This is a genomic window from Glutamicibacter sp. 0426, assembly GCF_001906485.1.
Taxonomy (GTDB): domain Bacteria; phylum Actinomycetota; class Actinomycetes; order Actinomycetales; family Micrococcaceae; genus Glutamicibacter; species Glutamicibacter nicotianae.
Window position 1 is genome coordinate 25578 of record NZ_MPBI01000003.1, and the last position, 23799, is coordinate 49376.

Consider the following 23799-nt stretch of genomic DNA (forward strand, 5'->3'; position numbering starts at 1 on the left):
AGCACGCATGACAAGCACCAACCAGCCAATGGTTGTCCTCCTGCATGGAGTCGGATTGGACCGGACCATGTGGAAGCCCCTGCGCGAGCAGCTGGGACGCGAATCGGTGGCACTGGATCTGCCAGGGCATGGTTTGCGCCCGCCCTTGCGAGGCGAGCAGAGCCTGGCGAGCCTGGCCTCCGATGTGCTCGCACGGATCGAAATCCGGGAGCCGGTGCACCTTGTGGGATTCTCCCTCGGTGCGCTGGTTGCCCAGCACCTTGCGCGCTTCGCTCCCGAACGCGTGCTGACCTTGTCCGCGGTGAACTCCGTATGCAAGCGCACCAGCGAAGAGTCCGCCGCAGTGGAGGAACGCCTGGCTACCGCCGGCACGAACTTCTCCCAGGGAGTGGACCGGGCCATCGAACGCTGGTTCCCGGCGCCGTCCACCACCGTGGATCCGGAGCTCATCGAGGCTACGCGGCAAACCATGGCCGGTAACGACCTCGAATCCTACCTGCACGCCTACGCGGTCTTCGCCCGGGGCGACCGGGAGATTGCCGGCGAGCTCGGGGCGATCAAGCAGCCGACGCTGGCCATCACTGGCGAGCTGGATCCCGGCTCGACCCCGCAGATGTCCCGCCGGCTGATTGCCGCCGTACCGCAGGGGCGGCTGCGCATCATCCCCGGAGCACGGCACATGCTCCCGGTGGAGAATCCACAGGCCTTGGCCACGGAATTGAACAGTTTTTTCAGCGATAACGAAGGGAAACAGGCATGAGCGAGCGATACATGCATTTCATCAACGGCGAGCACGTCGCTCCCAGCGAAGATCGTTTCTTCACCAGCACCAACCCGGCGACTCTCGACGAGCTCTACGAGGCCGCCCGTGGCAATGCCGAAGATGTGGACCGCGCTGTCAAGGCCGCCCACGAGGCCTTCACCGCTCCATCGTGGAGCACCTTGAGCGCCACCGCCCGCGGACACCTGCTGCGCCGGTTGGGCGATCTGATCGGCGAGAATGCCGAGAAGCTGGCCCGCTACGAATCCCTGGACAACGGCAAGCTGCTGCGCGAAATGCGCGGCCAGCTGGCCACCCTGCCCGAATACCTCTACTACTATGCCGGGCTGGCCGACAAGGTGCAGGGCTCCCAGATCCCGAGCATGAACCCGGCGATCCTGAACTACACCCAGCGCGAGGCGCTGGGCGTGGTTGGTGCCATCACCCCGTGGAACTCGCCGCTGACTCTGACCACATCCAAGATCGCCCCGGCACTGGCCGCCGGCAACACCGTGGTGATCAAGCCCAGCGAATACACCTCGCGCACGGTGCTGCTGCTGGCCGAGCTGGCCGACCAAGCCGGATTCCCTCCGGGCGTCATCAACGTGGTCACCGGTTTCGGAGCCGAGGCTGGAGCCGCACTAGTGGCCCACCCGTTGCTGGCCAAGATCTCCTTCACCGGTTCCACCGCCACCGGCTCCTCGATCGCCGCCCAGGCGGCCAGCCGCTTCATCGGCTGCACCCTGGAACTGGGCGGGAAGAGCCCGAATATCGTCTTCGACGATGCCAACGTCGCCAACGCGGCCATGGGCGTGGTGGCAGGCATCTACGCCGCTGCCGGCCAGACCTGCATTGCCGGCAGCCGGGTTTTCGCCCACAAGTCGGTCTACGACGAGCTGCTGGAACGGGTCACAGAACGTGCCAAGTCCATCATCATCGGAGACCCGCTGGCGGATTCCACCGAGCTGGGCCCGCTGGCCTTCGCCGACCAGCTGGAGAAGGTCGCTTCCTATGTGAAGATCGGCGCAGACGAGGGTGCCAAGGTGCTGGCCGGCGGCGCCCGCCCCGAAGGCATGGACCTTCCGGGCTACTATTTCTCCCCCACCGTGCTCACCGACGTGAACAACGACATGCGCGTGGTCCGCGAGGAGATCTTCGGTCCGGTGGCAGCGATCATGCCTTTCGAGCACGAAGACGAGCTGCTGGCCATGGCCAACGACACCGACTACGGTCTGGCCGCTGGCGTATGGACGCAGAACCTGGCCCGTGCCCACCGCATGGCCCGAAAGCTGGATGCCGGAACGATCTGGGTGAACACCTACCGGGCGATGTCTCCGATGTCCCCGCGCCAGGGATTCAAGAACTCGGGCGTCGGCATCGAGCACGGCATCGAATCCATGAACGAGTACACCCGCCTCAAGAGCGTATGGATCAACACCGACGAATCCCCCGTCGCGGATCCGTTTGTGATGCGCGGATAAGGAAGGGGCACCCATGCCATTGATTGACGTTTCCATCGCCAAGGGCCGCAGCCCGCAGCAATTGCGCGCCCTGATCTCCGCGCTGCACCAAGCGGCCGAAAACACCGTGGATGCCGTACCAGAGAACATCACGGTCATCGTGCGCGAAATCGAGCATGAGCACTGGTCCCGGACCAACCAAACCATCGCCGAACGCAATAACAGCCAGGCAACTGCCTAAGGGCAGCAGAGCACCGAAAGAAGGATAGGCATGCGCTTTTCACTGTTCATCCACATGGAACGCTATGACGACTCGATCAGCCACGCACAGCATTTCGAGAATCTCGTCGAGCTGACGCAAATGGCCGAAGCCGGAGGCTTCTCCACCGTCTGGATCGGTGAACACCACTCCATGGAGTACACCGTCTCCCCGAACCCGATTCCGCAGCTGGCATACCTGGCTGCCCGGACCTCCACCATCCGGCTCGGAGCCGGCACCATCATCGCTCCCTTCTGGAACCCGATCCGTGCAGCCGGCGAACTCGCGCTGCTCGACGTCATCAGCAATGGCCGTGCCGAACTGGGCGTGGCACGCGGAGCCTACCAGTTCGAGTTCGATCGCATGACCGATGGCATGACGGCCACTGACGGCGGAGCCTCCATGCAGGAGCTCATCCCGGCAGTCAAGAAGCTGTGGGAGGGAGACTACGCCCATGACGGCGAGGTCTGGCAGTTCCCGATCTCCACCTCGGTCCCGAAGCCCGCGCAGAAGCAGATCCCCGTCTGGGTTGCCGCCCGCAGCCCCGAGTCGCACGACTACGCTGTGGCCAACGGGTGCCATGTCATGGTGACCCCGCTGATGAAGGGCGACGAAGAAGTCGAGTCATTGGTCGAGAAGTACGAGACGGCCATCGCGGCCCACCCCGAGGTGCAGCAGCGCCCCGACATCATGGTGCTTCGCCACACGTACCTGCACTCCGCTGACGAGCCGGAAGCCTGGCGCCCGGCTGCCGAAGGCATCAACAAGTTCTACCGCACCTTCGATGCGGTCTTCGGCAACAAGGTGGAGCCTCTCAACGGTTTCATCGATCCGAGCCCAGAGGAGAAGTTCGCCGGACGCGAGGAATTCACGCCCGAGTCCCTGCATCGCACCGCAATGATCGGCACCCCGGACGTGGTTATCGAGCGCCTTCGCCACTATGAGGAGCTGGGCGTCAGCGAATACAGCTTCTGGAGCGACAACGCGCTGAGCCACGAGGAGAAGAAGCGCTCGCTGCAGCTGTTCATCGACGAAGTCGTGCCGCATTTCGCGAAGCAGCCAGCGCTGTAACGACCCACGGCCGCCGTGCATCCGGTTCTCCGGAGCCGGCGGCCTTCGCCGTCAGGCTCCAGATCCTTGATTGCTCGGCGGAGCTCGACTCGCGAAACATGTCTTGGCCCCGACTGTTGCTTTCCTCCCCATCAGTGGCATCGTTGACCGGAGGAGGCAAAGTGGAGGGGCAGCGGCCGTAAACTATGCAGATGGATACCGACCGCGACCGCTTCCTCAGGCTCTACGACGAGCAGCTGCGCACCGAGGCCGAGACGCCAGGTGCCCAGTCCATTACCCGGCTCGGTCCGCTGCGCTTGGCCTCCTACGCCAATGGGCGCGGATTCATCACCTATCCGCACTTCAGCGGGAATGAACCGCAGACCTTGGCCCAGCTGGCTGGAGCAGCACTGGAGCATTTCGCGGCGCAGCCGCGGATCACCGAGGTGGAATTCAAGACCCGCGGACACGACCATGCACCCGGCCTGCCCGAGCGCTTGCAAGCATTGGGATTCAATGCCGAGGAGGGCGAATCAATCATGATCGGACCGCTGCAGGCATTGCTCAGTGGCGACCCCGGTCCGGCCGGGCTGGAACTACGGCGTGTGAGCGCTGCAGAAGAAATTGAGGAAATGTGCCGCATGGTCAACCAGGCCTTCGGCGAACCCTACGACCCAGCCACCGCCCAAGCCCTGATTTCACGCATGGGACGCAATGACGGCATGGAACTGTGGGTCGCCTGGCTGGAGGGGCGAATGGCGGGTGCGGGCCGTCTGGAGCCGGTGGCCGGCACCGAATTCGCAGGCCTCTGGGGAGGCGGCGTGCTGCCTGAATACCGCGGACGAGGTGTCTACCGGGCCCTGGTTGATGCCCGGGCACGCAGCGCGATCGCCATGGGCTGCAAGTACGTGCACAGCGACAGCACAGAGTATTCCCGTCCGATCCTTGAACGCCAGGGCCTGGTCAAGGTTTCCACCACGACCCCTTACATTTGGAAGCGCGCGGCAACCGGAAGCTAGCCGCTTCCAGCTAGCCTTTCGGCGGGCAGATGACCGCGAATTCGGCTCCGGTGACATCGCCGAGCACTGCCATGCGGCCGAAGTAGGAGTCATGCGGTTCATGGATAACCGTGCCGCCGAGCCGCTCGGCGAGCGCCACGGTTTCATCGGTGTCCGCCACCGCGAAGTAGGCGCGCCAGCCGGACTTCGAGTCCGGGTAGCCGGAAATGTCGAAGATGCCCGCCACCGCCTCGGGCCCTTGGCCATAGGTGTGGTAGCGGAACTCGTCCGTGTCCGAGACCGGGGACAAGTTCCAGCCCAGGGCCTCGCGGTAGAAGCGGGCCACCGGCTCGAAGTGCTTGGTGTGCAGTTCATTCCAGATCCGTGTGCCCGGTGCACGGCTCGTGGCCGTTCCCGCTGGCGCGAAGGCTTGGAAGAGTCCCACGCCGGTGCCGGCTGGATCCCCGATGATGGCCATGGTTCCCTGTCCGGGAACCTCGATGGGCTTGAGATAGACCTTGCCGCCGTGCAGCTTGGTGGCGTAGGCGGCAGCGTGCACATCGGTGACATTCAGGTAGGTGGTCCAGCAGTCCGGAACCTCGGAGTCCGGGTCATTGGCAATGAAGTCGGTGACCATCGACCCGTTGAGATAGACCTCGGCATATCCTTCGTCTGTATCTGGCGCGTTCCGGCGCATTTCCCATCCGAATAGCTGCGCATAGAACTGGGCGGAGCCTTCCATGTCGCTGGTGAGCAGATCGACCCAGCAGGGTTCGGCTCGTGGATCCCTTGGTGCCGGCATCGCTTCCCCATTCCACAATTCATCCAGCTCGCTTGGGCTGAGTCTATGTCCTTTCCATTCAGATCAGCAACGGAAAATTTGCTGCCACCCAAGATATTACGGAACTGGATGCCTTGCGATGAACCGCAGTTTCACTATGCTTTAATGTGACACAGCACACAGGCATCGTTGGTTCACCCGAGGAGTTCACCATGAGCGTTCCCACATCCAATCTCACAGTTTCAGTGGCAGCAATTCTCGCAGAAGGGGCCGCCCGCTACGGCGAACTGAACGCCATCACCGTCGATGGCCACAGCACAACTTATAGGCAGCTATGGGATGAGACGCGGAACTATGCCGGGGCGTTGCAGGCCCACGGCATCACGGCGGGTGATCGGGTGGCTCTGCTCATCCCCAATGTCGCTGACTTCGCCCGCGCCTACTATGCGGTCCTGGCCTTGGGCGCCGTGGTGGTGCCGGTGCACGCACTGCTCAAGGCCCGCGAAATCTCCTACATCCTGGAGGACTCCGAGGCCAAGCTGATGATCTGTGCCGCGCCGCTGCTCGCCGAGGGTGCTGCCGGAGCCACCGCTACAAGCGTCCCGGTGCTCAGCGTGCTGGCGCCGGAAGACTCGGGTACCGACCGGCTCGAAGACCTGGCCCGGGCGGCTACGCCGATTGCCACCTACCAGCCGCGGCACCCGGAAGACCTGGCCACGATCCTGTATACCTCGGGCACCACCGGCAAGCCCAAGGGTGCCCTGGGCACGCACCTTGCCTTGATTGAGCAGACCCACACCACGCTGCTGAACACCATGGACTTGCGCCGCGGCGACAAGCTCTTCGGCGGGCTGCCGCTCTTCCACACCTTCGGCCAGACCTGCGTGCTCAATACCGGGCTGCGGGTGGGCGCCGAGCTGATGCTGCTGCCCAAGTTCACCGCCGAAGGCGCCCTGGAGCTGCTGCTGGACGCGGGCATCGATGTCTTCTTCGGGGTGCCGACCATGTATGTGGCCCTTCTCGAAGCAGGCAAGCACCGCACGGAGACGCCCCAGAAGCTGCGCTACGCCATTTCCGGCGGAGCGTCGCTTCCGGTATCCATCCTGACCGCCTTCGAGCAGCGCTTCGGCGCGCGGATCCACGAAGGCTACGGGCTGACCGAGACCTCTCCGGTGGCCTGCTTCAACCATGTGGGCGTCGAGCCGCGGCCCGGCACCGTCGGCACCCCGGTCTGGGGCGTGGATGTGGAAATCGCGGACCCGGCCAGCCCGGAGAAGATCCAGCTGCTGCCGCGCGGCGAGCTGGGCGAACTGGTGGTCCGCGGGCATAACCTGTTCTCCGGCTACCTGAACCGGCCCGAGGCCACGGCCGAAGCGGTGGTCGATGGCTGGTTCCGCACCGGGGACCTGGGCACGAAGGACGAGGATGGCTACCTGCGCATCCTGGACCGGACCAAGGACATGATCCTGCGCAACGGCTACAACGTGTACCCGCGCGAAATCGAGGAGGTGCTGGTGTCCCACCCGGAGATTTCCAACGCTGCCGTGTACGGGGTGCCGCATGAAACCCACGGGCAGGAGATCGCCGCCTCGGTGACCCTGGAGGCTGGCTCCACACTAGGCGCGCAGGACCTGGTGGCGTGGGCCAGCGAGCAGATGGCCGCATACAAGTACCCGCGGCTGATCGAGATCGTCACCGAGTTCCCGCTGGGTCCCAGCGGGAAAATCCTCAAGCGCGAACTGGTCGCCCAGTTCACCGCAGAGCAGCGCTAGCTGGCACTATTTGCGCAGCCCGCTGTAGTCCGGGGTACGGCGTGCCAGGAACGCGGATCTGCCTTCGGCCAGGTCCGCGTTCGCCCCGTTCTCTTCCCACAGCGTTTCCCACCAGCTGTCGGTGGCTTCCCCAGCGCTCACCAGGTTGATCGCTTCCTTGGTGCGCGAAATGGAATACGGCGAGTTCGCCGCCAGCTGGCCCAGCAAGGCGTCCAGCTGCTCTTCGAGCTGCCCATGGGAAACCACCTTGGTGAACATGCCCCAGCGTTCGGCTTCGGCAATGGACACCTCCGCTCCGGAGAGCAGCAGGTACTTGGCCCGGTGCTCCCCCACGGCACGCACCAGCCGCTCGATGCCCGGGCGCGGGAACACCAAGCCGATTCTTGCCGGGGTGATCGCGATGCGCACATTATCCGAGGCCAGCTGGATGTCGCAGGCCGAAGCCAGCTGCCAGGCACCGCCGAAGCAATTGCCTTCCACCACCGCAATGGTCGGCTTCGGACAGCCCATGATGATCTTGTCGAGCAGATCGAAGTGGTTAATCAGCTCCCCGTCCTCATCCCGGTCGAAGAGCACCTGGTCCATTTCATCGATGGCAATCCCGGCGCAAAAGTTCCCTCCGGCGCCGCGCACCACAATGGAAGCGACCTCGTCATTGGTCGCCAGACCGGCAAAGGCACCCACCAGCTGCAGGCACATGTCCTTGGTGAGCGCATTGAACTGGCCCGGATTCTCCAGCCGCACCACGGCGGTGGACCCGGCAATCCCTACGCCGACCCGTGCATTATTGTCCTTGCCCATCAGGATCCTCCCCGATTCATCATGCGTCCTAGGCAATCTATCGCGAATCGGCCAGCCTGCGGAACCTCTCCACGCTCCGCTTGCCTCCGGGCCGATGGAAACGTGTGCGAAACTGGGCGTGTGGATGCACAGATTATTTACACCATCATCGCCGGGCTGCTGCTCGTCGTCTCGGCGTTGGGCACTATTTTCCCGGTGCTGCCCGGGTCCTTGCTGACCATCGGCACGCTCCTGGCCTGGGGCTGGCTGCTGGGATCCGGCGCCTCCTGGTGGGCGGCCGGACTGGGCATGGCGATCGCCCTGCTGGGCTGGTCGGCCTCAGCAATCCTGACCGGCAAGAAGCTCAAGGAACATCAGATCCCCAAGGGATCCATTCTCTTCGCGGTCGTCGGTGCCATCGCCGGCGCGTTCATCATCCCGGTCGTCGGCATGTTCATCGGTTTCGCGGTGGGCCTGTTCGCCGGTGAAAGCGTGCGCCGCCGCGAGGTCTCCGGGGCGTTCGGCTCATCCTGGGCTGCGCTGAAGGCCATGGGCTTGGGCATCGTGGTGGAATTCGGCTGCGTGCTGCTGGCGTCTTCCATCTGGGTCATCGGCATGATCATGCACTTCGTGATGCGCTAGATCCAGCCCATCTCCCTGGCGTAGCGCGCGGCCTCGATGCGGTTGGCCGTGCTGGTCTTGCCGATCGCATTGGACAGGTGGTTGCGCACGGTGCCCACCGACAGGTGCACCGTCGAGGCGATCTGCGAGACCGGCGCACCGGACGCGGCCAAGGCCAGGATCTCGCGTTCGCGCCCGGTCAGCGGGTTGCTGCGGCTCTCCACGCTGAGCATCGCTCGCTGCGGATCCACCACCTTGTCCCCGCCATAGACCCTGCGGATGGCGGCAATCAGCTCGGCAGGCGGAGAATCCTTGACCAGGAAACCATGAGCTCCGGCTTCGAAAGCCTGGCGGAAGTACCCGGGACGGTCAAAGGTGGTCAGGATCAGCACCTTTACCTCGGGGTGGCTGTCCTTCAGTTCTGCCGCGGTGCTCAGCCCGTCCTGCCGCGGCATCTGCACATCCAGCAATGCAATATCGGCCCGATGCGCATCCAGCGCCGCGGCAACTTCGTCTCCGTCGGCGCATTGCGCAACGACCTCGATGTCCTCTTCGAGATTCAGCAAGGCAGCCAGCGCGCCGCGCACCAGATGCTGGTCATCTGCAATGAGTATCCGGATCATCGGGCGTTCCCCTCTGCCGCAAAGACTACCTGCACACTGGTTCCGCCCAGCCGCGAGGCCCCCACCGTGCAACTGGCGCCGAACTGCTTGGCACGCTCCTGCATTCCGCGGATGCCGTGCCCGGGCGTGCTGGCCTGCAGCCCGTCGCCGTCATCTTCGATGCTGACGTGTCCGGGTTCCAGCTGCAGCACGATCCTGCTGGCGTGCGCATGGCGCAGCACATTGGTGACCGCTTCGCGCAGGATCCATGCCACATGCGAACGCAGCTGCATCGGGACCTGCTCGGCGGATCCGGCCACCGTGAATTCGAGGTTGTTGTCGTTGCAGGCCTGCCGCAGCTCAGCTAATTCCGCAGCCAGATCCTGGCGGCTAAGCCCCTGCACCGTGGTGCGCACCGAATCCAGCGCATCCACGGCCAAGGCGCTGAGCTGTTCCAGTTCGCCGCGGGCCTGGGCGTACTGCTCCTGGTCCAGCAGGCGCAGGGCCAGCTGCGCCTTCAGGTTCAATGCGGTGAGCGAATGGCCGATCCCATCATGCACGTCCCGGGCAACGCGTTCCTGTTCGGCGACCAGCAGGTAGTCGCTGCGCATCTTTTCGGCTTCGGTCGAGCGCCGGATGGCCGCCACGGTGATCGCATACACCACCATCAGCACGAGGTTCAGGCCGATCAGGAAGATCGCGTCCATGAACTGGCCGTAGATGATTGGCAACGCGAAGCTGAGCACCAGCACCGCCGAGTAGGCCGCGATGGCCCACCTCCTGCCCAGCAGGAAGATCGCGAAGGAGGTGATGAAAGGGAAAAGCCCCATGGTGGTCAACCCGACGACCGGGATGCCCAGCACAATAATCGCGCAGAGCACCAGGAAGTTCACGTGCGCCCGGCGAGCACTGGTTCCGCCCTGCCCGATCTTCGAGGAGAATTTCGAATAGGACTGCAAATACACGGCGGCGAAGAGGGCAATCAGCGCCAAGCCGATGATCCGGGTGGGCAGCGAATAGTCCTCGACGAGCAGGTCCAGCACCGGGAAGACCAGGAAGATCACCCAGACCCCGGCCACCAGCCAGCCTCGGCGATCCCAGAATTTCTGGTCTTCGTCGAGGCCGCAGAGCGGGTCGTCCACCGGCGCGGAGCCAGGCTGGCGTGGGCTCACTGGCGAGCCTTGGCCTTGCGGGTGGCGAAGACCGCGAAGAGAACGAAGATGAGTGCCCATGCCACTAGGTTAGCGGTTGGGATCCACAACGCATCCGGTGCCATATCGACCCCGGCAGGCATGTCCTTGAGCAATGGGTAGCGGGCCAGCGCGACGTAGCCATACATCGGGGTGAAGCGGGCCGCGTCGAGCATGCCTCCTTCCAGAGGCATGAACACGTTGCCGAAGAAGGCGAAGAACACCATCAGTCCCGAGGCCAGGCCCAGGGCCGATTCGGATTTGAACGCCATGCCCACCCCGATCCCGTAACAGGCGAAGATCATGGCACCGAGCAGGATGATCAGGTAGCTCGCGGCCCAGATCCAGCCTTCTTGCGCTTCGGCTCCGGTAGCGGCGCCGAGGGCGAAGACGAGCGCTGCCGAGGCGCCGGCAACGGTGGCCGCGACGATCATCTTGCTGCTGACGAACATGCTCGGCGGCATTTTTGTCAGCGAAATTTGCCGGCCCCACCCCTGCATGGTCTCGGTGGCCACGGTGCCAGCGATGGCCACGGTGCTGACTGCCGCTCCGTAGGCCGCCATGGAAATCATCAGATAGAACTTCACATTACCGGCTCCCAGCTCGAACTCGGTGTAGCTGGGGATGCTGCCGAACAGGATGTACATTGCCGCGGGCAGCAGGAGGGAAAAGATCAGGTTGTATCCATCGCGGAAGTGCCGCGCGAATTCCACGCGGATGTAGGTGCTCATCATGATGGGTCCTTGGTCAGTTGGATGAAAGCGTCCTCGAGGCTCGGCGAGGAAATTTCCAGGTCGTAGCCTTGGTACTCGGTCAGCAGGGCGGCTGCGAAGCTGTCGGAGTCGGAGCTGCGGAAGGCGAAGCGCAAGCCATTGCGTTCAGCCACCTGCACCGAATCGCTGGAGGCGGCGGCCCGTTCGGCATGCTCGGCCGAGGGGAAAGAAGCGCTGACGGTGCGTCCGGAGATGAGCTTGCGCAGATCCTCGGTGGCGCCGTCGGCGACGATGCGCCCGTGGTTCATCAGCACGGTGCGTTCTGCGAAGTTCTGCGCTTCTTCCAAATAGTGCGTGGCGAAGATGACGGTGCGTCCTTCGGTGGCTTCGACGCGCATTGCGGCCCAGAAATCCCGGCGGGCCATCACGTCCATCCCTGCAGTAGGCTCATCGAGGATCAGCACATCCGGATCCGGCAGCAACGCCAACGCGAACTTGATGCGCTGCTGCTCGCCGCCCGAGCACTTGCCCACGCGCCGCTTGGCGATCTTGTCCAGTCCGGTGCGTTCCATGACCGCACCGATGCGATCGGCCTGCTCATGCATGTGGGCGATGACCGACACCGTTTCCCTGACAGTCATGTCGCGCAGCAGCCCGCCGGTTTGCAGCACTGCCGAGACCCTGCCAGCCAACACCGCCTGGCGCGGGTCCAAGCCGAGGATCTGGGCCGATCCCTCGGTGGGCTGGGTCAACCCGAGGATCATGTCCACGGTTGTTGTCTTTCCGGCTCCGTTGGGCCCTAGGAAGGCCACGATCTGACCGGTCTGGATCTGCAGGTCGATGCCCTTGACGGCTTCGACCTTGCTGCGCGGCGTTGAGAAGGTCTTCTTCAAGCCGCTGAGCGAAACTGCATTGGTTTTAGTCAGCGTTTCCATGACTCCCAGTTTTCTCCGTTTGCCAGGTAGGCAGAAGAGCAGAAAGTCATGGGTTGCCCATGACCGTTGTCATGGACCAATACCAGTTGCTCGACGCAACTATGCTGATCATTGCTCGGAAACCTGCTGTGAGCTTGGCAACTCGCCGCTGCGCGATGCGCCCTGGCCACATGATGCAGGCCTTGCGAAAAGCCATGATCCACCGGGTCAACGAACAAATTGGAGATTTCCTCCCTTGTGGTCGGGTTATCCCGCATCAGGCTTTACGGATTCCTCTCTGGGAAACTCACAGCGTATTCCCGTAGGATTTTTGCTGTGCTAGATCATTCTTCGTTTCTTTCCCTTGTGACCGATTACGCGGCCCCGACCATGGGCGCGGCATTCCTGCCCGACTGGTTGAACCCTGCCGTCTTCCTGAACAACCCTGCGCTCGGCCCATGGGTTCTGCTGCTGGTGTGCGCCATTGTCTTCGCTGAGACCGGCTTGCTGGTGGGATTCTTCCTGCCTGGTGATTCGATGCTCTTCACCGTTGGCATGCTCATCGCCACCGGCACCATCCACATCCCGCTGTGGCTCTTCTGCGCAGCGATCTTCGTCTGCGCTTTCGCCGGCGACCAGACCGGTTACATCATCGGCAAGAAAACTGGTCCTGCCATCTTCAAGAAGCCGGATTCCCGCTTCTTCTCGCAGCAGAACGTTGAACGCGCCCACGAATTCTTCGAGAAGTTCGGCGGCCGCGCGGTGATCCTTGCACGCTTCGTGCCAATCGTCCGCACCTTCGTCCCGGTGATCGCTGGCGTTGCGAAGATGAACCACAAGACCTTCGTCTTCTACAACCTGATCGGCGCTGCCCTGTGGGGCATCGGCGTCACCCTACTGGGCTACTGGCTGGGACAGTTCACGTGGATCGAAGAGAACATCGACCTGATCTTCATCCTGATCGTCCTCATCTCGGTCATCCCCATCGGTGTCGAACTGCTCAAGGCCCGCAAGCCGAAGAGCAAGACCATCGAAGACTGATTTTCAAGCACTTCTCCGGCGGAATTGTCCGCCACCCCACTGTACGCCGCGGCGCATCAACCAATGTTCACAAGGTTGGGTTGTGCCGCGGCGTACTCCTTTGCAGACAAGATCCACCTCGTCTTCCAAGGCGTTGCTTGCCTCGCGCGTGATCGGGCGGATGGCATTGGCCAGCACTTCGCAATCGCAGTAACCGCCCAGCAGCTGCATCTTCCGTTCCACCGCGGTAGCCCGCGGGGCACTCTCGTCGCGATAGGCCAGCAGGAAGAGATGGGTCCCGTCGCATCCTTGGGCTCTCAGGGCCCGGTAGAGGAAGCAGGCAAGGCATTCATGGTCGACGGGTTCGAGTACCGCGGGCATGGGTGGCTCCTTAAAGCAGTTGAAGGCAGTAGTGTTTCGCTACTGCCTTCAACTGTCTGTGGTTCAAGCACCGCGCACCGCGCCAAGCTCACCAGCTGTGGATATCTAGCTGCCTGCCAGGCTCTGGCGGAGGAATGCCGCTACGCGTTCCACTGCTTCTGTCACTCGTTCGTATCCTGCAGCGAACGACAAGCGGATGAACAGGTGCCCTTCGAACGGATCGAAGTCGCCTCCCGGGGTCAGCGCCACATGCGCGTATTCCAAGACTGATTGGCAGTACTGGCCCGCTGAACCGAAAAGCTCCAGGACTTCGGGAGCCAACCGGCCATAAAGGTAGAAGGCCCCATCAGCGGGAGCCGCCTCGCTGATCCCCAGGCTGCCCAGGTGCTCCAGCACGTGGGCCCGGGTGCGGGCGAACTCGGCCACACGCTCATTGGCCTCATCCAGGCTCCGCTGCTCGAAAGCGGCCACCACCGCACGCTGCGCCGGCGCCGGAGCGCACAGCGCCAGGTTCGAAGCCAGCGCGTCAACGGTGGCCACCAGGTCATCGGGCACGATCATCCAGCCCAGACGCCAACCGGTCATCCCCCAGTATTTGGAGAAAGAGGAGACCACGATGGAGGTACGGGAGAACTCCCACGAGGTGTGCCCCCTGCGGTCAGGGACGAACTCGATGCCGTGGTAGATTTCGTCGCTGACCAGCCGCACGCCGTTGGCTTCGCACCAGCTGGCCAACTCCGAGAGCTCCTGGGCGCTGAACATGGTTCCGGTGGGATTATTCGGCGAGGCGATCACCAGACCATCCAGGCGGCCATGCTCCTTCTTGGCCGCTTCGAGCAGCTGCACGGTGGGCTGGAAACGCTGTGCCGCACCGGTGGGCAGGTCCACCACTTCCAGCCCGAGGGCCCGGAGGATATTGGCGTAGGCCGGGTAGCCGGGGCGGGCCAGCGCCACCACGTCTCCAGCGTCGAAGGCCGCCAGGAACGAGAGCTGGAAGGCTCCGGAGGACCCGGTGGTCATCACGAAGTTCTTGGCCGGAATCTGCACCCCATAGGTATCGAGGTAGTGCCGGGACAGAGCCTGGCGGGTTTCGAGCAGGCCCGCGGTGGAGGTATACCCGAAGTCGGCGTGCCCGGCATGCAGCTGGGCGGCCAGCTCATTGACCGCCGCTGGCGCACCGCCGCCGGGTTCTCCGACGCACAAGGAGATCACGTCGTGCCCCGCGGCACGCATCGTGGCGACCTGGTCAACGATCTGCATCACTTCAAAGGGAGCTACCTTGGAACGCTGGGAAGCTTGCACTGTTTATCCTTCTTTCCGCAGGCATCGAAGAACCGCAGCATCCTCGCCGCGGCCTTCTGCGCTATCTGCTTCAAGGCTATCGGCTCCAGCGTGGCATTGCGCCCACCGGAAGCCGGTGAGCAGGCTCACTGCCCCGGTTCACCCTCCGTTTGCCTCCCGTCCACCCTTGGGGCATCCGCCCCGAGCATCCTCGAAGTATCCGCCTATTGCAGGCGACACCTCGCACAGGAGAACGAACCATGAACAAGCCACTCTCAGCCGCCCTGGCCGCCGCAGTATTGCTCCCCCTGGCCCTGGCGCCAACCGCCGGAGCGGCAGCCTCGCCTGCATCCGCGGCTGCCGCCCTTCCGGCGGCAGTTGCCAAGGACCCCGCACCGGGGTTCCGCGTATTGCCATATTTGCAAGCTCCTTCTTCCACCTCGATGACCATCAACTGGATCAGCGAAACCGATGAGCCGGGCACCATCAGCATGAGCGGACCGGGCCTGGGCAAGTCCGGCCAGCAGAGCAGCGAGCCGGCATACCTGGATCTCATGGAATACACCCAGGCCGAGCTCGATGAGCAGATCGCTGGCTTGGAGCAGGGCTCGTGGCTGAAGTCGAATTCGAATTACAAGCACTCGGTGACCTTCGAAGATCTCAAGCCGGGAAAGACCTACAACTACACGGTGACCCAGTCCGGCGAAACCCACAGCGCGGCTTTCAAGACGGCGCCGAAGGGCGACGCCTGGAAGAACGTGCGCATCATTGCGTTCTCCGATTCCGAGACCGAGCCGCGCGGACGCACCGAGCATCGCGAATGGGAACTCTCTCCGGTCAACGGCTACACCGCGGATTCGCTGCAGCGCCCGGGTGCCGGATCTGCCTGGGACCAGGAGTTCGGCATGACCACCCGCTACGGCCAGCCGACCCTGCGCTACCCGCTGGACCAGTCCACCGCCTTCAACGAGAACCTCAAGCACATCCAGGCCGCCGATCCGGACCTGGTCATGATGGCTGGCGACCTCACCCAGGGTTCGGGCTACCAGCCGGCCTGGGATGAGTTCTTCAGCCATGTGGCCGGGGAGCATTCGGACCTGGCCTCCAATGTCCCGCTGCTTCCGTCGCTGGGCAACTGGGAAACCTATGCCGCGCTGAACGGCGGCTACGGCACGGATGCCGGCCGCACCCCGGCGGTCATTTCGCGCAACCGCTTCCTGGATTACTTCTCGCTGCCGCGGGATCCGCAGCACCCCGAGTACAAGGGCTCCTACTACCGGGTGGATCACGGGCCGGTCACCGTGCTGACCTTGGATTCCACCAACGGCCGCCCGGATGAGAACACCAAGACCGGCCAGCTGTCCGGTGAGAAGTTCTCGGGCGATGACACGAATATGGACGCAGGGAAGTTGTCCACCGATACCCAGGGCGAGTTCACCTTCGAGTCCTACGTCCAGGGCTTCAAGGAGCTGTTCCCCGGATCCACCGATAAGGACGTGGACCTGCCGAACATGGATGCCGCTTCGGCGCAGTGGGCTTGGGCCGAGAAGCAGCTGGCCGATGCCCGCGCCAAGGGCCAGATCGTGCTGGTCCAGTTCCACCACGCGGCCTACTCCAACGGCGTGCACGGCACCCCGCCCAACCATGAGCACCCGGATAATCAGTCGGGCACCGCAATGCGCGCCTACACTCCGATGTTCGAGGAGCACGGCGTGGCAGCGGTGATCTCCGGCCACGATGAGATGTTCGAGCGTTCCTGGGTGGATGAGAACGGCGACGGACGCGGATTCCACTCCTATGACGTCGGAGTGGCAGCCGATGGCCTGCGCGGTGAGAAGCTGGTGCAGAACGCCGAAGGCGGGTACGGGCCGTTGCGCTTCAACTCGCATTCGCAGTGGTCGGCCCCGGCCGATGAACCGGAAACCTGGGCCGAGGATGCCAACGGCGTTCCGCAGCTGGTCTCCGGCGGCTTGCATTACGGGCACCTGCTGATCGACGTGGCCAATACCGCGCAGGGCGCCGAGCTGACCTTGACCCCCGTGCATATCTTCCCGCTGCTGGATTCGCAGTACCAGCTGGAGAAGACCGAGCGGCGGGCCTATGACGATGTCGTGCGCTTCGCGGTAGGCAAGGACGGGGTGCCACTGGCAAAGTAGCAATGGCGGATCAGGCGACTTGTCGCCATGGCTGCAGGTAGTGGACTATTGAAGTGAGCAAAGGCCACTGAGCGCAGCAGCGCAGGGAGCAGGACAAGACATGAGTGAACAGCGCGTTTTCAAGGCAGTAGTCGCCAAGGAAGCCGGCTGGTGGAACATCTGGATTCCCGAATTGGATCATGTGACTTCCACCCGCAAGTCGCGCAAGATCTCCCTCTACACCCGCTCATTGATCGCAGCGGTGCTCGGCATCGAGAAATCCTCGTTCCGTGTCGAGCGCGAACTGGTTTCCGCGGGTGAATTCGAGCGCCGCTTCACCGAAGCCGTGCGCGCGACAAGCCCGCAGGAAAAGCTGTAGGCAGCACGCATCCACGGCAGAGGCCGTCGTGTCTCCAAGTGGCACGGCGGCCTCTGGCTATTTGCCCGTGGTGTCCAGTTCGCGTTCCTTGACCGGGTGGCGCGAAAGGATGGAAATCCGGTTGAAGGCATTCATGGCGATGGCGATCCACTGGATCGCGGCCACCTGCTCATCGCTCAGCACCAGCCGGGCCGAAGCCACCGCAGCTATGCGCTCTTCGGGGTTCGGAAGGTCAGTGGTAGCTTCGGCGATGGCCAATGCGGCGCATTCTTCTTCGGTGAATAGCCCTCCGCATTCATCCCAGGTGCGCAGCAGGGTGATCCGCTGCAGGCTCTCGCCGGCATCCAGCGCCTTGCGCGCATGAAGGTCCAGGCAGAAGGCGCAGCCATTGATCTGCGATACGCGCAAATTGACCAGCTCAGCGGTGCGGTCGCTGATCCCGGCGGCGCGATAGGACTTGGCGACATCTTTGGAGAATCTGCCAATCGAGTTCCAAAGCTCGGGATTGGTCTTGTCGAGGAACATCGGGTCTGAAACGGCCATAGTTGAACCATACATCGACGTGCAGCCCTCCTGCTCGAAGGCATCCGGGTAAAGAACCGTGGAGACCAGCGAAAGCTGGTCTCCACGAAGTTTGCTACTTGTCGCCGTCGGCTGCGAGCTGGCCGCAGGCGCCGTCGATTTCCTTGCCGCGGGTATCTCGCAGCGTGGTCGGCACGCCCAGCTCATCGAGGCGTCGCACGAACTTCGACGTGATGTCAGGTTCGCTGCGGGTCCAGATGGAGCCCGGCACCGGGTTCAGCGGAATCGGGTTCACGTGCACCCAACCGCGGCCGCGGGCGTTGAGCTTCTTGGCCAGCATTTCCGCGCGCCACTCGTGGTCGTTCATGTCCTTGATCAGCGCGTACTCGATCGAGACACGGCGTCCGGTCTTCACGTAGTAGTCGTAGGCGGCATCCAACGCCTCGTCGACCTTCCAGCGCGAGTTCACCGGGATCAGTTCGTCGCGCAGCTCGTCATCCGGGGCGTGCAGCGACAGGGCGAAGGTGACCTGGACGTTCTCGTCGGCCAGCTTGCGGATCGCCGGAACCAGGCCGACGGTGGAAACGGTAATGCCACGGGCGCTCATGCCCAGGCCTTCCGGGGCCTCGGCGACCATGCGGTGCACGGCGTTCATCACGCGCTTGTAGTTGGCCAGTGGTTCGCCCATGCCCATGAACACGATGTTGCCCACGCGCTCATCAGGGTGCTGGCGTCCGCCCAGTCCGCCCTCGGCGATCACTCGGTTGGCCTGGACGATCTGGTCAAGGATTTCAGCAGTGGACATGTTGCGGGTCAAACCCGCCTGGCCGGTGGCGCAGAACGGGCAGTTCATGCCGCAGCCGCACTGCGAGGAAATGCACAGGGTGATGCGGCCCGGGTAGCGCATCAAGACCGACTCGACCAGCGAGCCGTCGAACAGGCGCCAGAGGAACTTGATGGTCTTGCCGTCATCGGTTTCCAGTCGCTTGACCTCGGTGAGCAGCTTCGGGAACATCGCCTCGGCGAGTTCCTCGCGGCCGTTCTTCGGCAGGTCGCTCATCTGCGCCGGGTCGGTGGTGTAGTGCTGGAAGTAGTGCACGGAGAGCTGCTTGGCGCGGAAGCCCGGCAGTCCCAGTTCCTTCAGCTTGGCCTGGCGTTCGGCCAGGGACAGGTCGGCAAGGTGCGTTGGCGGCTGGGAGACGCGGCGCTTGGTGGAGAACTGCAGCTCCGGACGGCCATCGGCACCCATCTCCTGCTTCCAGCCTTCGGCGGTCGGCACGACCTGGGCACGGCCTTCGGCTTCGGCTCGGGACTTGGAGATGCGCAGCTGCTGGGCGCGCTGGGCCGCGGCCTGCTCGTTGCGCAGCGCCTTGCGTTCTTCAGCGGAAAGTGGGGTGGAATCGATGGAAGTCATTGCTACCTATTGTTTCATGTATCCGCGAGAGTTTGGCGGTGAGTTTGGGCACGCGCAAGCAGTGCCGCACCGCCAATCTACCGGCGGTACGGCACTGCTGCATACGGGTATTCAGTACTTGAAGGATTCCTTCAGGTGGCCAATGTTGCCCACGGCCCCGGCCAGGTCCATGTCCCCCAGCTGCCCGCTGGTGGCAGCTGCAGGGCGGTCCTTGCTCCAGTGGCGGAACCCTTCCTGGTGCTCGCGGGTGATCACCGCGTCACCGGTGCCAGCCATGACTGCCTCCAGCTGGTAGGTCTCGCCCCAGATCGGCTCGCCGTTTTCGTCTTCGCCCTGGTATGCCCTGACTGATCCGCTGACCGAGCCGTTCTTCAGCTGCTTGTCGATATGCACTTCAAGCGCGTCACCGTACATTCCCACGATGTCCAGCGTCTCGCATCCGCTGTCCGGATCCCACGACGGCAGTTCGCCTGCCGGGCAGTCGAAGTTCACCACAGCTGCATCACCCGAACCAGTGGTGCGTGCGAAGAAGCTGATCAGGTGTGCGTTGCCGGCAAAACCGTCAAGCTCGCCGACATGGGCCACCTCGCCCGAGAGCCAGATACTGTCGGTCTTTTCCGGGGGCGCCGCCGAAGCGGGGACAAGCGCAGTGAGCGCCAGAAGGGCGGTACTTGCGCCGCATAGCACGGCACTGGTCGTTATCCTCATGATGGGTCCTTTCCGCTGCGCATGCCTCGCTGCATGCGCAAGTGAACCCGACCAGTGTGCAGTCACCCAGCCCGTTAATTCAACAGATGGACATAAAAGTTATCTGAGCTCAATGCAAGCTCGCAGGCAACAGATCCGGCCAAGCCGTCACGCTTCTGCCACGACCTGCGCTGTCCGCGTCGCCGGGTATCGCACTGATTGATGCAATCACGCAACCAGCAACCGAAACGTTGCCATTTCGTCATGCAACGGGAATAGTCCTCTGCCCGGGCGAAGTCATCGTGAAACTGCGCGCGACCTTCTGCTTCAACCAGCCACTGGCAGCCAATGCTGAAATCGCCGTATCCCGCAGCGGGACGGACCAGCTCGGCAGGGCCCGCCCCAGCAGCATGTTGACCTGCGCACGCCGGGCAGCACTGCGGGCGGCCGCGAGCCGCAGATCATCCAGTGAACCAGCTGGTGCACCGGCAGCAATGAGGTCGGCTATTGCCTGCGCATCAGCCAGCCCCAAGCTCAGCCCCTGGCCACCGATGGGGCTGATCTGATGGGCCGCGTCCCCGAGCAGCACCACCCGCCCGTGGACCATCGAGGACACCATTCGGGTAGCAGTGCCGAAATAGCTGGTCATGGTGCAGGCCCCGGGGTCAAGCAGGTATCCGGTCCGGTCCATAATCATTTCGGTCAAGATTCCCGGCGAATCATTGTCCAGCTTCTGTTCGACGCGCACCACCCAGCGCCGCCATGCACCGGGCAACGGGAAGGATTCGACAATCCCCTGCCGATGCAGGAACAACGCCGCCGTATGCGCCAGTCCCGTGGTATCGGGAAAGTCCCCCATCAGATACCGGTCGCGATGCGCAGAACCGGCAAAATCCACCCTGAGATCCGTGCGGACTGCGGAGCGGACCCCGTCGGCACCGGCCAGCCATCGTGCCCGGCAGGCAGCGCCGCCGGCTGCGAACTCCACGGATTGCTCGGACTGCCCCAGTACCTTCTCGAAAGCGCGACCGGGCATCAGCGACCCCGGTGCCAACCGCTCCAGCCGCTCGCGCAGCAAATGCTCGGTGGACTGCTGCGGCAAGGACAGCACATAGGGGTAAGGTCCGCCAATCTTGGCGAAATCCATCGCGGCGATGCTCCGCCCGCGCGAGATCCCCAGCCCGCCGCGGATCTGCACGCCGTGGCGCTGCGCGGCCTCCCCCACTCCGAGCTGATCCAGGACCTGCTGTGCCGGAGGGTGCAGGCCAAAGGCCCGCGAGTGGGCTGCCGGCACACTGCGCTGCTCGAAGACTCGGACGCTGCGCCCGTTTTGGGCGAGCAGGATGGCCAAGGCCAAGCCCACCGGTCCGGCACCGATGATCGCGACGTCATCCACGGCGTCCAGCGTCCCAGCACAGCAGGTTGCGGTACGGGCGCTGCGTGCGCACTTCCCACCCGGTCCGGAGCAGTTGCTCCAGTTCTTCGGGCACATAGCTGCGCCTGATGGAGGTCAGGCCGTCGCGGCGGATCAGCGAGCTGCCGGCCAAGGGCAGGGTCGCCAGGCCGAAGAGTCCCAGCGCCATCGGCGAGCGCCGGATATCGCTGTGCAGCCCGACCCCGGTGCACAATTGCTCGGTGTCTTCCTGCAACTGCATTAGCTCATCCGGTGACAGGTGGTGCAGCAGGTGGTTGGAAAGGACCAGATCGTACTGCTCGCCGGCGGCCGCCAGCCGGGTACTTGTAGTTTCATGGAATTCCAGCACCCCGGCAGGCAGCTTGCTGCGGTGCAGCGCTTGCCTGGCGTAGCCGATCGCCCGCGGATCCGGGTCGATGCCGTGCACTGCGACTTCGAATCCGTCGGCGAGCGCCCACCGGGCCAGATTCGCCGCGATATCCCCGCCGCCGCAGCCCACATCCAGGATTTTGGCCCGTGCCCGCTGCACCAGCAACGGGCGGATGCATTCCAGATAGTTGCTCCGCCAGCCGGCCACGACCCGGTTCACCAAGGGGAATTGGGCGTAGGTGCGGTGCAGCAGCACCGGGTCGCAATCCGGCCGGTCCATTTCCTCGATGGCTGCCGTATCCCGCTCCAGCCGGAGCATCATTCTCTCCTGGATACGGTGAACAGCCCAGTTTCAACGGTCAATCCAGGACCGAAAGCCATGGAGCAGATCCGTTCCCCGTTCTCCGGTTCTGCGGAATCAAGGATTTCCTTGAGCACGAAAAGCACCGTGGCGCTGGACATGTTTCCATAGCGATCCAGGATCGCGCGGGCCGGCTGAAGCTGCCGATCATCCAGGCCCAGCCGGTTTTGCACCCGGTCCAGGATGGCCCGGCCGCCGGGATGCAGTCCCCAGTGCTGGATCTTCTCAACCGAGAGTTCCGAGTCGGTGTCCTTGTCCAGGAGCGGTTGCAATGCCGCGGTGATGTGCTCGTCGATGATGTGCGGGACGTAGGTGCCCAGCACCATCTCGAATCCGTGATCACCGATATTCCACGCCATCGCTTCTTCGCCTACCGGGGTGAGCACGGTCTCGAAGCCGTCCATCTGCAGCGGCCCGCTGCCCTTTGCCGAAACGATCACCGCGGCCGCCCCGTCCGCGAAGATAGCCGAGCCCATGATGGTGTCCGGGTCATTGGAGCTGTGCACATGCAAGGTGCACAGCTCTGCGCAGACCACCAGCACGGTGGCGTCCGGGTCGGCCAGGCAGAAATCGCGGGCGGCGCGAAGCGCCGGGAAGGCCGCGTAGCAGCCCATGAACCCCAGGTGATGGCGCACCGTACTCGGAGCCAGCCCCAGCGCACGCACGATCTGGTAGTCCGGGCCCGGGTTGTAGAACCCGGTGCAGGAGACCGTGATGACGTGGGTGATGTCTTCTGGCGCCAGATCCGGGCAGGCATCGAGCGCCTTCTTCGCGGCGTCTCGGAAGAGCGCCCCGGCCTGCTTCGCGTACACGTTGTTGCGTTCGGCGGTGCTCGGGGAAAGCAGGAGGCCGGCGGCCCGGTCATAGAACATCGGCTGTTCCGGCTGGGGCAGGGAGAGGTCGAATTCGTCGACGCAGCTGTACCGGGTGCTGATCGCGGCGGAGTTGAAGGAGGTGGCGATGAGCCGCTCGCCCAGCCGGCTCAGATTCGGCTGGCTGGCGAAAACATCACGGATTTCGTCCTGGGCAAGTTGCGTCGCGGGAACTGCGGTCTGGATCGTGCGGATCTTCACTGGCATGCCCCGAGCCTAGGGCCGTTGCCAGCGATGGTAAACAGCTTCGGCGAATTGCCAGCATTCACCCGATGATCCGTTGCCCTCCGCGCGTGGATTATCTATCCTCGGCGAAGAATATGATTATTGTAATTAACGTCAGATTTAATCGATCGCGCAGGAAGAGGCCCCGTGGCAAAGGCATCAGTTCATTCCTTGGAGGGTATCCGCCGGACCATCCTTGATGGCTTCTGGTCCCCCGGAGATCGCCTGCAGCCGACCGCATTAGCACTGCAGTTCGAAACCAGCACGACGGTGATCCGCGAATCGCTGACCCGGCTGGCTGGTGAAAACCTGGTGGTCATCCGCCCGAATCGCGGTTTCTTCGTACCGGATCTGGACCTTCGCGAACTGGCAGATATCACCGAGCTGCGTTGCTCCACCGAAGCGCTGGCCGCCCGCTTGGCAGTGGAGCGCGGAGATGTCGCATGGGAATCCAAGGTGATTGCGGCCCATCACAAGCTCTCGCGCACCCCACGCCGCTTGCCGGAGGAACCTGGCACACTCAACCCTGCGTGGTCCGAAGCGCACCGCGAATTCCACCATGCTCTGCTGGTGCCTTGCGATTGCCAGCCGATGCTCAAGCTATCCGCCGACCTTTCGAACTTCACCGAGCTCTACCGGCGCTGGGCCGCCCCGTCGAAGGCGGCAGGAAAGCGCAACGTCGAGAAGGAGCACCAGGAAATCCTGGATGCCGCTCTGGCTCGCGATGCCGTCCTGCTCGGAGAGCTGCTCGGGAACCATTACCGTTCCACCGTCCAGGTGGTCATTGATGCTGGGTTGAGCACCCTGCGCTAAATCATACGGCGCACACCGTTGGTGGC

General features: G+C 63.7%; 26 protein-coding genes. 12 read left to right on the forward strand and 14 right to left on the reverse strand.

Going from position 1 to position 23799, the window contains the following annotated elements; genetic code table 11:
* Window positions 1–7: 7 nt before the first annotated feature.
* The 5 genes from BKX98_RS08430 (at window position 8) to BKX98_RS08450 (ending at window position 4548) form a co-directional block, all read left to right on the forward strand.
* Window positions 8–760, forward strand: a complete 753-nt coding sequence (locus BKX98_RS08430) for an alpha/beta fold hydrolase (RefSeq protein ID WP_073706875.1) — start codon at window positions 8–10, stop codon at window positions 758–760.
* Entirely contained in the window at window positions 757–2241 is a 1485-nt protein-coding gene (locus tag BKX98_RS08435; protein ID WP_073706876.1) for an aldehyde dehydrogenase, read from the forward strand. Before BKX98_RS08430 ends, BKX98_RS08435 begins: the two co-directional genes overlap by 4 nt.
* 13 nt (window positions 2242–2254) lie before the next feature.
* Complete coding sequence (locus BKX98_RS08440; RefSeq protein WP_073706877.1) at window positions 2255–2461, forward strand: tautomerase family protein; 207 nt, start codon at window positions 2255–2257, stop codon at window positions 2459–2461.
* 30 nt (window positions 2462–2491) lie between these two features.
* A complete protein-coding gene (locus tag BKX98_RS08445; RefSeq protein WP_073706878.1) occupies window positions 2492–3550 on the forward strand; it encodes an LLM class flavin-dependent oxidoreductase in 1059 nt (352 codons plus the stop codon).
* Between the two features lie 191 nt (window positions 3551–3741).
* A complete protein-coding gene (locus tag BKX98_RS08450; protein WP_073707231.1) occupies window positions 3742–4548 on the forward strand; it encodes a GNAT family N-acetyltransferase in 807 nt (268 codons plus the stop codon).
* A gap of 10 nt (window positions 4549–4558) precedes the next feature.
* On the opposite strand, the gene BKX98_RS08455 is transcribed toward BKX98_RS08450, so the two are convergent.
* Entirely contained in the window at window positions 4559–5329 is a 771-nt protein-coding gene (locus tag BKX98_RS08455) for a VOC family protein (RefSeq protein WP_073706879.1), read from the reverse strand.
* Between the two features lie 191 nt (window positions 5330–5520).
* Here BKX98_RS08455 and BKX98_RS08460 point away from each other — a divergent pair, with 191 nt between their 5' ends.
* A complete protein-coding gene (locus tag BKX98_RS08460; protein WP_073706880.1) occupies window positions 5521–7080 on the forward strand; it encodes a long-chain fatty acid--CoA ligase in 1560 nt (519 codons plus the stop codon).
* 6 nt (window positions 7081–7086) lie between these two features.
* Here the strand turns inward: BKX98_RS08460 and BKX98_RS08465 are convergent, their stop codons facing one another.
* Window positions 7087–7881, reverse strand: coding sequence for an enoyl-CoA hydratase/isomerase family protein (locus BKX98_RS08465; protein ID WP_073706881.1), 795 nt, complete (start codon window positions 7879–7881; stop codon window positions 7087–7089).
* A 120-nt stretch (window positions 7882–8001) separates the two neighbouring features.
* On the opposite strand from BKX98_RS08465, the gene BKX98_RS08470 reads away from it, so the two are divergent.
* A complete protein-coding gene (locus BKX98_RS08470) occupies window positions 8002–8502 on the forward strand; it encodes a DUF456 domain-containing protein (protein WP_073706882.1) in 501 nt (166 codons plus the stop codon).
* Here BKX98_RS08470 and BKX98_RS08475 read toward each other — a convergent pair.
* From BKX98_RS08475 to BKX98_RS08490, 4 genes are read right to left on the reverse strand one after another with little or no spacing between them, the layout of a single operon-like run.
* Window positions 8499–9104 (reverse strand): response regulator transcription factor, encoded by a 606-nt coding sequence (locus tag BKX98_RS08475; protein ID WP_073706883.1) that lies wholly within the window; start codon window positions 9102–9104, stop codon window positions 8499–8501. The two genes, BKX98_RS08470 and BKX98_RS08475, sit on opposite strands and share 4 nt — an antisense overlap.
* Window positions 9101–10255 carry a sensor histidine kinase gene (locus BKX98_RS08480; protein ID WP_073706884.1) on the reverse strand — a complete coding sequence of 385 codons (1155 nt, stop codon included), beginning with the start codon at window positions 10253–10255 and terminating at the stop codon, window positions 9101–9103. The genes BKX98_RS08475 and BKX98_RS08480 overlap by 4 nt, the downstream gene beginning before the upstream one ends.
* A complete protein-coding gene (locus BKX98_RS08485; RefSeq protein ID WP_233125315.1) occupies window positions 10252–11004 on the reverse strand; it encodes an ABC transporter permease in 753 nt (250 codons plus the stop codon). The genes BKX98_RS08480 and BKX98_RS08485 overlap by 4 nt, the downstream gene beginning before the upstream one ends.
* Window positions 11004–11921, reverse strand: coding sequence for an ABC transporter ATP-binding protein (locus BKX98_RS08490; protein ID WP_073706886.1), 918 nt, complete (start codon window positions 11919–11921; stop codon window positions 11004–11006). The genes BKX98_RS08485 and BKX98_RS08490 overlap by 1 nt, the downstream gene beginning before the upstream one ends.
* 59 nt (window positions 11922–11980) lie before the next feature.
* On the opposite strand from BKX98_RS08490, the gene BKX98_RS08495 reads away from it, so the two are divergent.
* On the forward strand, window positions 11981–12226 hold the full coding sequence (locus BKX98_RS08495) for a hypothetical protein (protein ID WP_073706887.1): 246 nt from the start codon (window positions 11981–11983) through the stop codon (window positions 12224–12226).
* 40 nt (window positions 12227–12266) lie between these two features.
* Complete coding sequence (locus BKX98_RS08500; protein ID WP_369826776.1) at window positions 12267–12941, forward strand: DedA family protein; 675 nt, start codon at window positions 12267–12269, stop codon at window positions 12939–12941.
* Between the two features lie 3 nt (window positions 12942–12944).
* Here BKX98_RS08500 and BKX98_RS08505 read toward each other — a convergent pair whose 3' ends face one another.
* Together BKX98_RS08505 and BKX98_RS08510 are read right to left on the reverse strand one after the other, a co-directional pair.
* A complete protein-coding gene (locus tag BKX98_RS08505) occupies window positions 12945–13301 on the reverse strand; it encodes a DUF2695 domain-containing protein (RefSeq protein ID WP_066141960.1) in 357 nt (118 codons plus the stop codon).
* Between the two features lie 105 nt (window positions 13302–13406).
* A complete protein-coding gene (locus BKX98_RS08510) occupies window positions 13407–14603 on the reverse strand; it encodes a pyridoxal phosphate-dependent aminotransferase (protein WP_073706888.1) in 1197 nt (398 codons plus the stop codon).
* 239 nt (window positions 14604–14842) lie between these two features.
* Between BKX98_RS08510 and BKX98_RS08515 the strand changes: the two genes are divergently transcribed.
* Together BKX98_RS08515 and BKX98_RS08520 are read left to right on the forward strand one after the other, a co-directional pair.
* Window positions 14843–16738 carry a metallophosphoesterase gene (locus BKX98_RS08515; RefSeq protein ID WP_073706889.1) on the forward strand — a complete coding sequence of 632 codons (1896 nt, stop codon included), beginning with the start codon at window positions 14843–14845 and terminating at the stop codon, window positions 16736–16738.
* A gap of 100 nt (window positions 16739–16838) precedes the next feature.
* Window positions 16839–17096 carry a hypothetical protein gene (locus BKX98_RS08520; RefSeq protein WP_073706890.1) on the forward strand — a complete coding sequence of 86 codons (258 nt, stop codon included), beginning with the start codon at window positions 16839–16841 and terminating at the stop codon, window positions 17094–17096.
* A 57-nt stretch (window positions 17097–17153) separates the two neighbouring features.
* Here the strand turns inward: BKX98_RS08520 and BKX98_RS08525 are convergent, their stop codons facing one another.
* From BKX98_RS08525 to BKX98_RS08550, 6 genes are all read right to left on the reverse strand, one after another.
* Window positions 17154–17639: a carboxymuconolactone decarboxylase family protein gene (locus tag BKX98_RS08525; RefSeq protein ID WP_073706891.1), complete on the reverse strand. Its 486-nt coding sequence runs from the start codon at window positions 17637–17639 to the stop codon at window positions 17154–17156.
* Between the two features lie 94 nt (window positions 17640–17733).
* The gene (gene rlmN / locus BKX98_RS08530) at window positions 17734–19032 is read right to left on the reverse strand and encodes a 23S rRNA (adenine(2503)-C(2))-methyltransferase RlmN (RefSeq protein WP_073706892.1); all 1299 of its coding nucleotides are present in this window, start codon (window positions 19030–19032) and stop codon (window positions 17734–17736) included.
* A 111-nt stretch (window positions 19033–19143) separates the two neighbouring features.
* Entirely contained in the window at window positions 19144–19740 is a 597-nt protein-coding gene (locus tag BKX98_RS08535; protein ID WP_143181072.1) for a hypothetical protein, read from the reverse strand.
* A 241-nt stretch (window positions 19741–19981) separates the two neighbouring features.
* The gene (locus BKX98_RS08540; protein ID WP_073706894.1) at window positions 19982–21115 is read right to left on the reverse strand and encodes an NAD(P)/FAD-dependent oxidoreductase; all 1134 of its coding nucleotides are present in this window, start codon (window positions 21113–21115) and stop codon (window positions 19982–19984) included.
* Window positions 21108–21821, reverse strand: a complete 714-nt coding sequence (locus tag BKX98_RS08545; protein WP_083586710.1) for a methyltransferase domain-containing protein — start codon at window positions 21819–21821, stop codon at window positions 21108–21110. Before BKX98_RS08545 ends, BKX98_RS08540 begins: the two co-directional genes overlap by 8 nt.
* Window positions 21821–22942 (reverse strand): type III polyketide synthase, encoded by a 1122-nt coding sequence (locus BKX98_RS08550; RefSeq protein WP_073706896.1) that lies wholly within the window; start codon window positions 22940–22942, stop codon window positions 21821–21823. The genes BKX98_RS08545 and BKX98_RS08550 overlap by 1 nt, the downstream gene beginning before the upstream one ends.
* A 165-nt stretch (window positions 22943–23107) precedes the next feature.
* Between BKX98_RS08550 and BKX98_RS08555 the strand changes: the two genes are divergently transcribed.
* Complete coding sequence (locus tag BKX98_RS08555) at window positions 23108–23773, forward strand: GntR family transcriptional regulator (RefSeq protein ID WP_083586711.1); 666 nt, start codon at window positions 23108–23110, stop codon at window positions 23771–23773.
* The last annotated feature ends 26 nt before the right edge of the window (window positions 23774–23799 follow it).

Bases quoted from the DNA above. Each gene is read 5' to 3' on its own strand.
- BKX98_RS08430 (WP_073706875.1), top strand. From the start codon at position 8: ATGACAAGCACCAACCAGCCAATGGTTGTCCTCCTGCATGGAGTCGGA.
- BKX98_RS08435 (WP_073706876.1), top strand. From the start codon at position 757: ATGAGCGAGCGATACATGCATTTCATCAACGGCGAGCACGTCGCTCCC.
- BKX98_RS08440 (WP_073706877.1), top strand. From the start codon at position 2,255: ATGCCATTGATTGACGTTTCCATCGCCAAGGGCCGCAGCCCGCAGCAA.
- BKX98_RS08445 (WP_073706878.1), top strand. From the start codon at position 2,492: ATGCGCTTTTCACTGTTCATCCACATGGAACGCTATGACGACTCGATC.
- BKX98_RS08450 (WP_073707231.1), top strand. From the start codon at position 3,742: ATGGATACCGACCGCGACCGCTTCCTCAGGCTCTACGACGAGCAGCTG.
- BKX98_RS08455 (WP_073706879.1), bottom strand. From the start codon at position 5,329: ATGCCGGCACCAAGGGATCCACGAGCCGAACCCTGCTGGGTCGATCTG.
- BKX98_RS08460 (WP_073706880.1), top strand. From the start codon at position 5,521: ATGAGCGTTCCCACATCCAATCTCACAGTTTCAGTGGCAGCAATTCTC.
- BKX98_RS08465 (WP_073706881.1), bottom strand. From the start codon at position 7,881: ATGGGCAAGGACAATAATGCACGGGTCGGCGTAGGGATTGCCGGGTCC.
- BKX98_RS08475 (WP_073706883.1), bottom strand. From the start codon at position 9,104: ATGATCCGGATACTCATTGCAGATGACCAGCATCTGGTGCGCGGCGCG.
- BKX98_RS08485 (WP_233125315.1), bottom strand. From the start codon at position 11,004: ATGAGCACCTACATCCGCGTGGAATTCGCGCGGCACTTCCGCGATGGA.
- BKX98_RS08490 (WP_073706886.1), bottom strand. From the start codon at position 11,921: ATGGAAACGCTGACTAAAACCAATGCAGTTTCGCTCAGCGGCTTGAAG.
- BKX98_RS08495 (WP_073706887.1), top strand. From the start codon at position 11,981: ATGACCGTTGTCATGGACCAATACCAGTTGCTCGACGCAACTATGCTG.
- BKX98_RS08505 (WP_066141960.1), bottom strand. From the start codon at position 13,301: ATGCCCGCGGTACTCGAACCCGTCGACCATGAATGCCTTGCCTGCTTC.
- BKX98_RS08515 (WP_073706889.1), top strand. From the start codon at position 14,843: ATGAACAAGCCACTCTCAGCCGCCCTGGCCGCCGCAGTATTGCTCCCC.
- BKX98_RS08520 (WP_073706890.1), top strand. From the start codon at position 16,839: ATGAGTGAACAGCGCGTTTTCAAGGCAGTAGTCGCCAAGGAAGCCGGC.
- BKX98_RS08525 (WP_073706891.1), bottom strand. From the start codon at position 17,639: ATGGCCGTTTCAGACCCGATGTTCCTCGACAAGACCAATCCCGAGCTT.
- rlmN (WP_073706892.1), bottom strand. From the start codon at position 19,032: ATGACTTCCATCGATTCCACCCCACTTTCCGCTGAAGAACGCAAGGCG.
- BKX98_RS08535 (WP_143181072.1), bottom strand. From the start codon at position 19,740: ATGAGGATAACGACCAGTGCCGTGCTATGCGGCGCAAGTACCGCCCTT.
- BKX98_RS08545 (WP_083586710.1), bottom strand. From the start codon at position 21,821: ATGCTCCGGCTGGAGCGGGATACGGCAGCCATCGAGGAAATGGACCGG.
- BKX98_RS08550 (WP_073706896.1), bottom strand. From the start codon at position 22,942: ATGCCAGTGAAGATCCGCACGATCCAGACCGCAGTTCCCGCGACGCAA.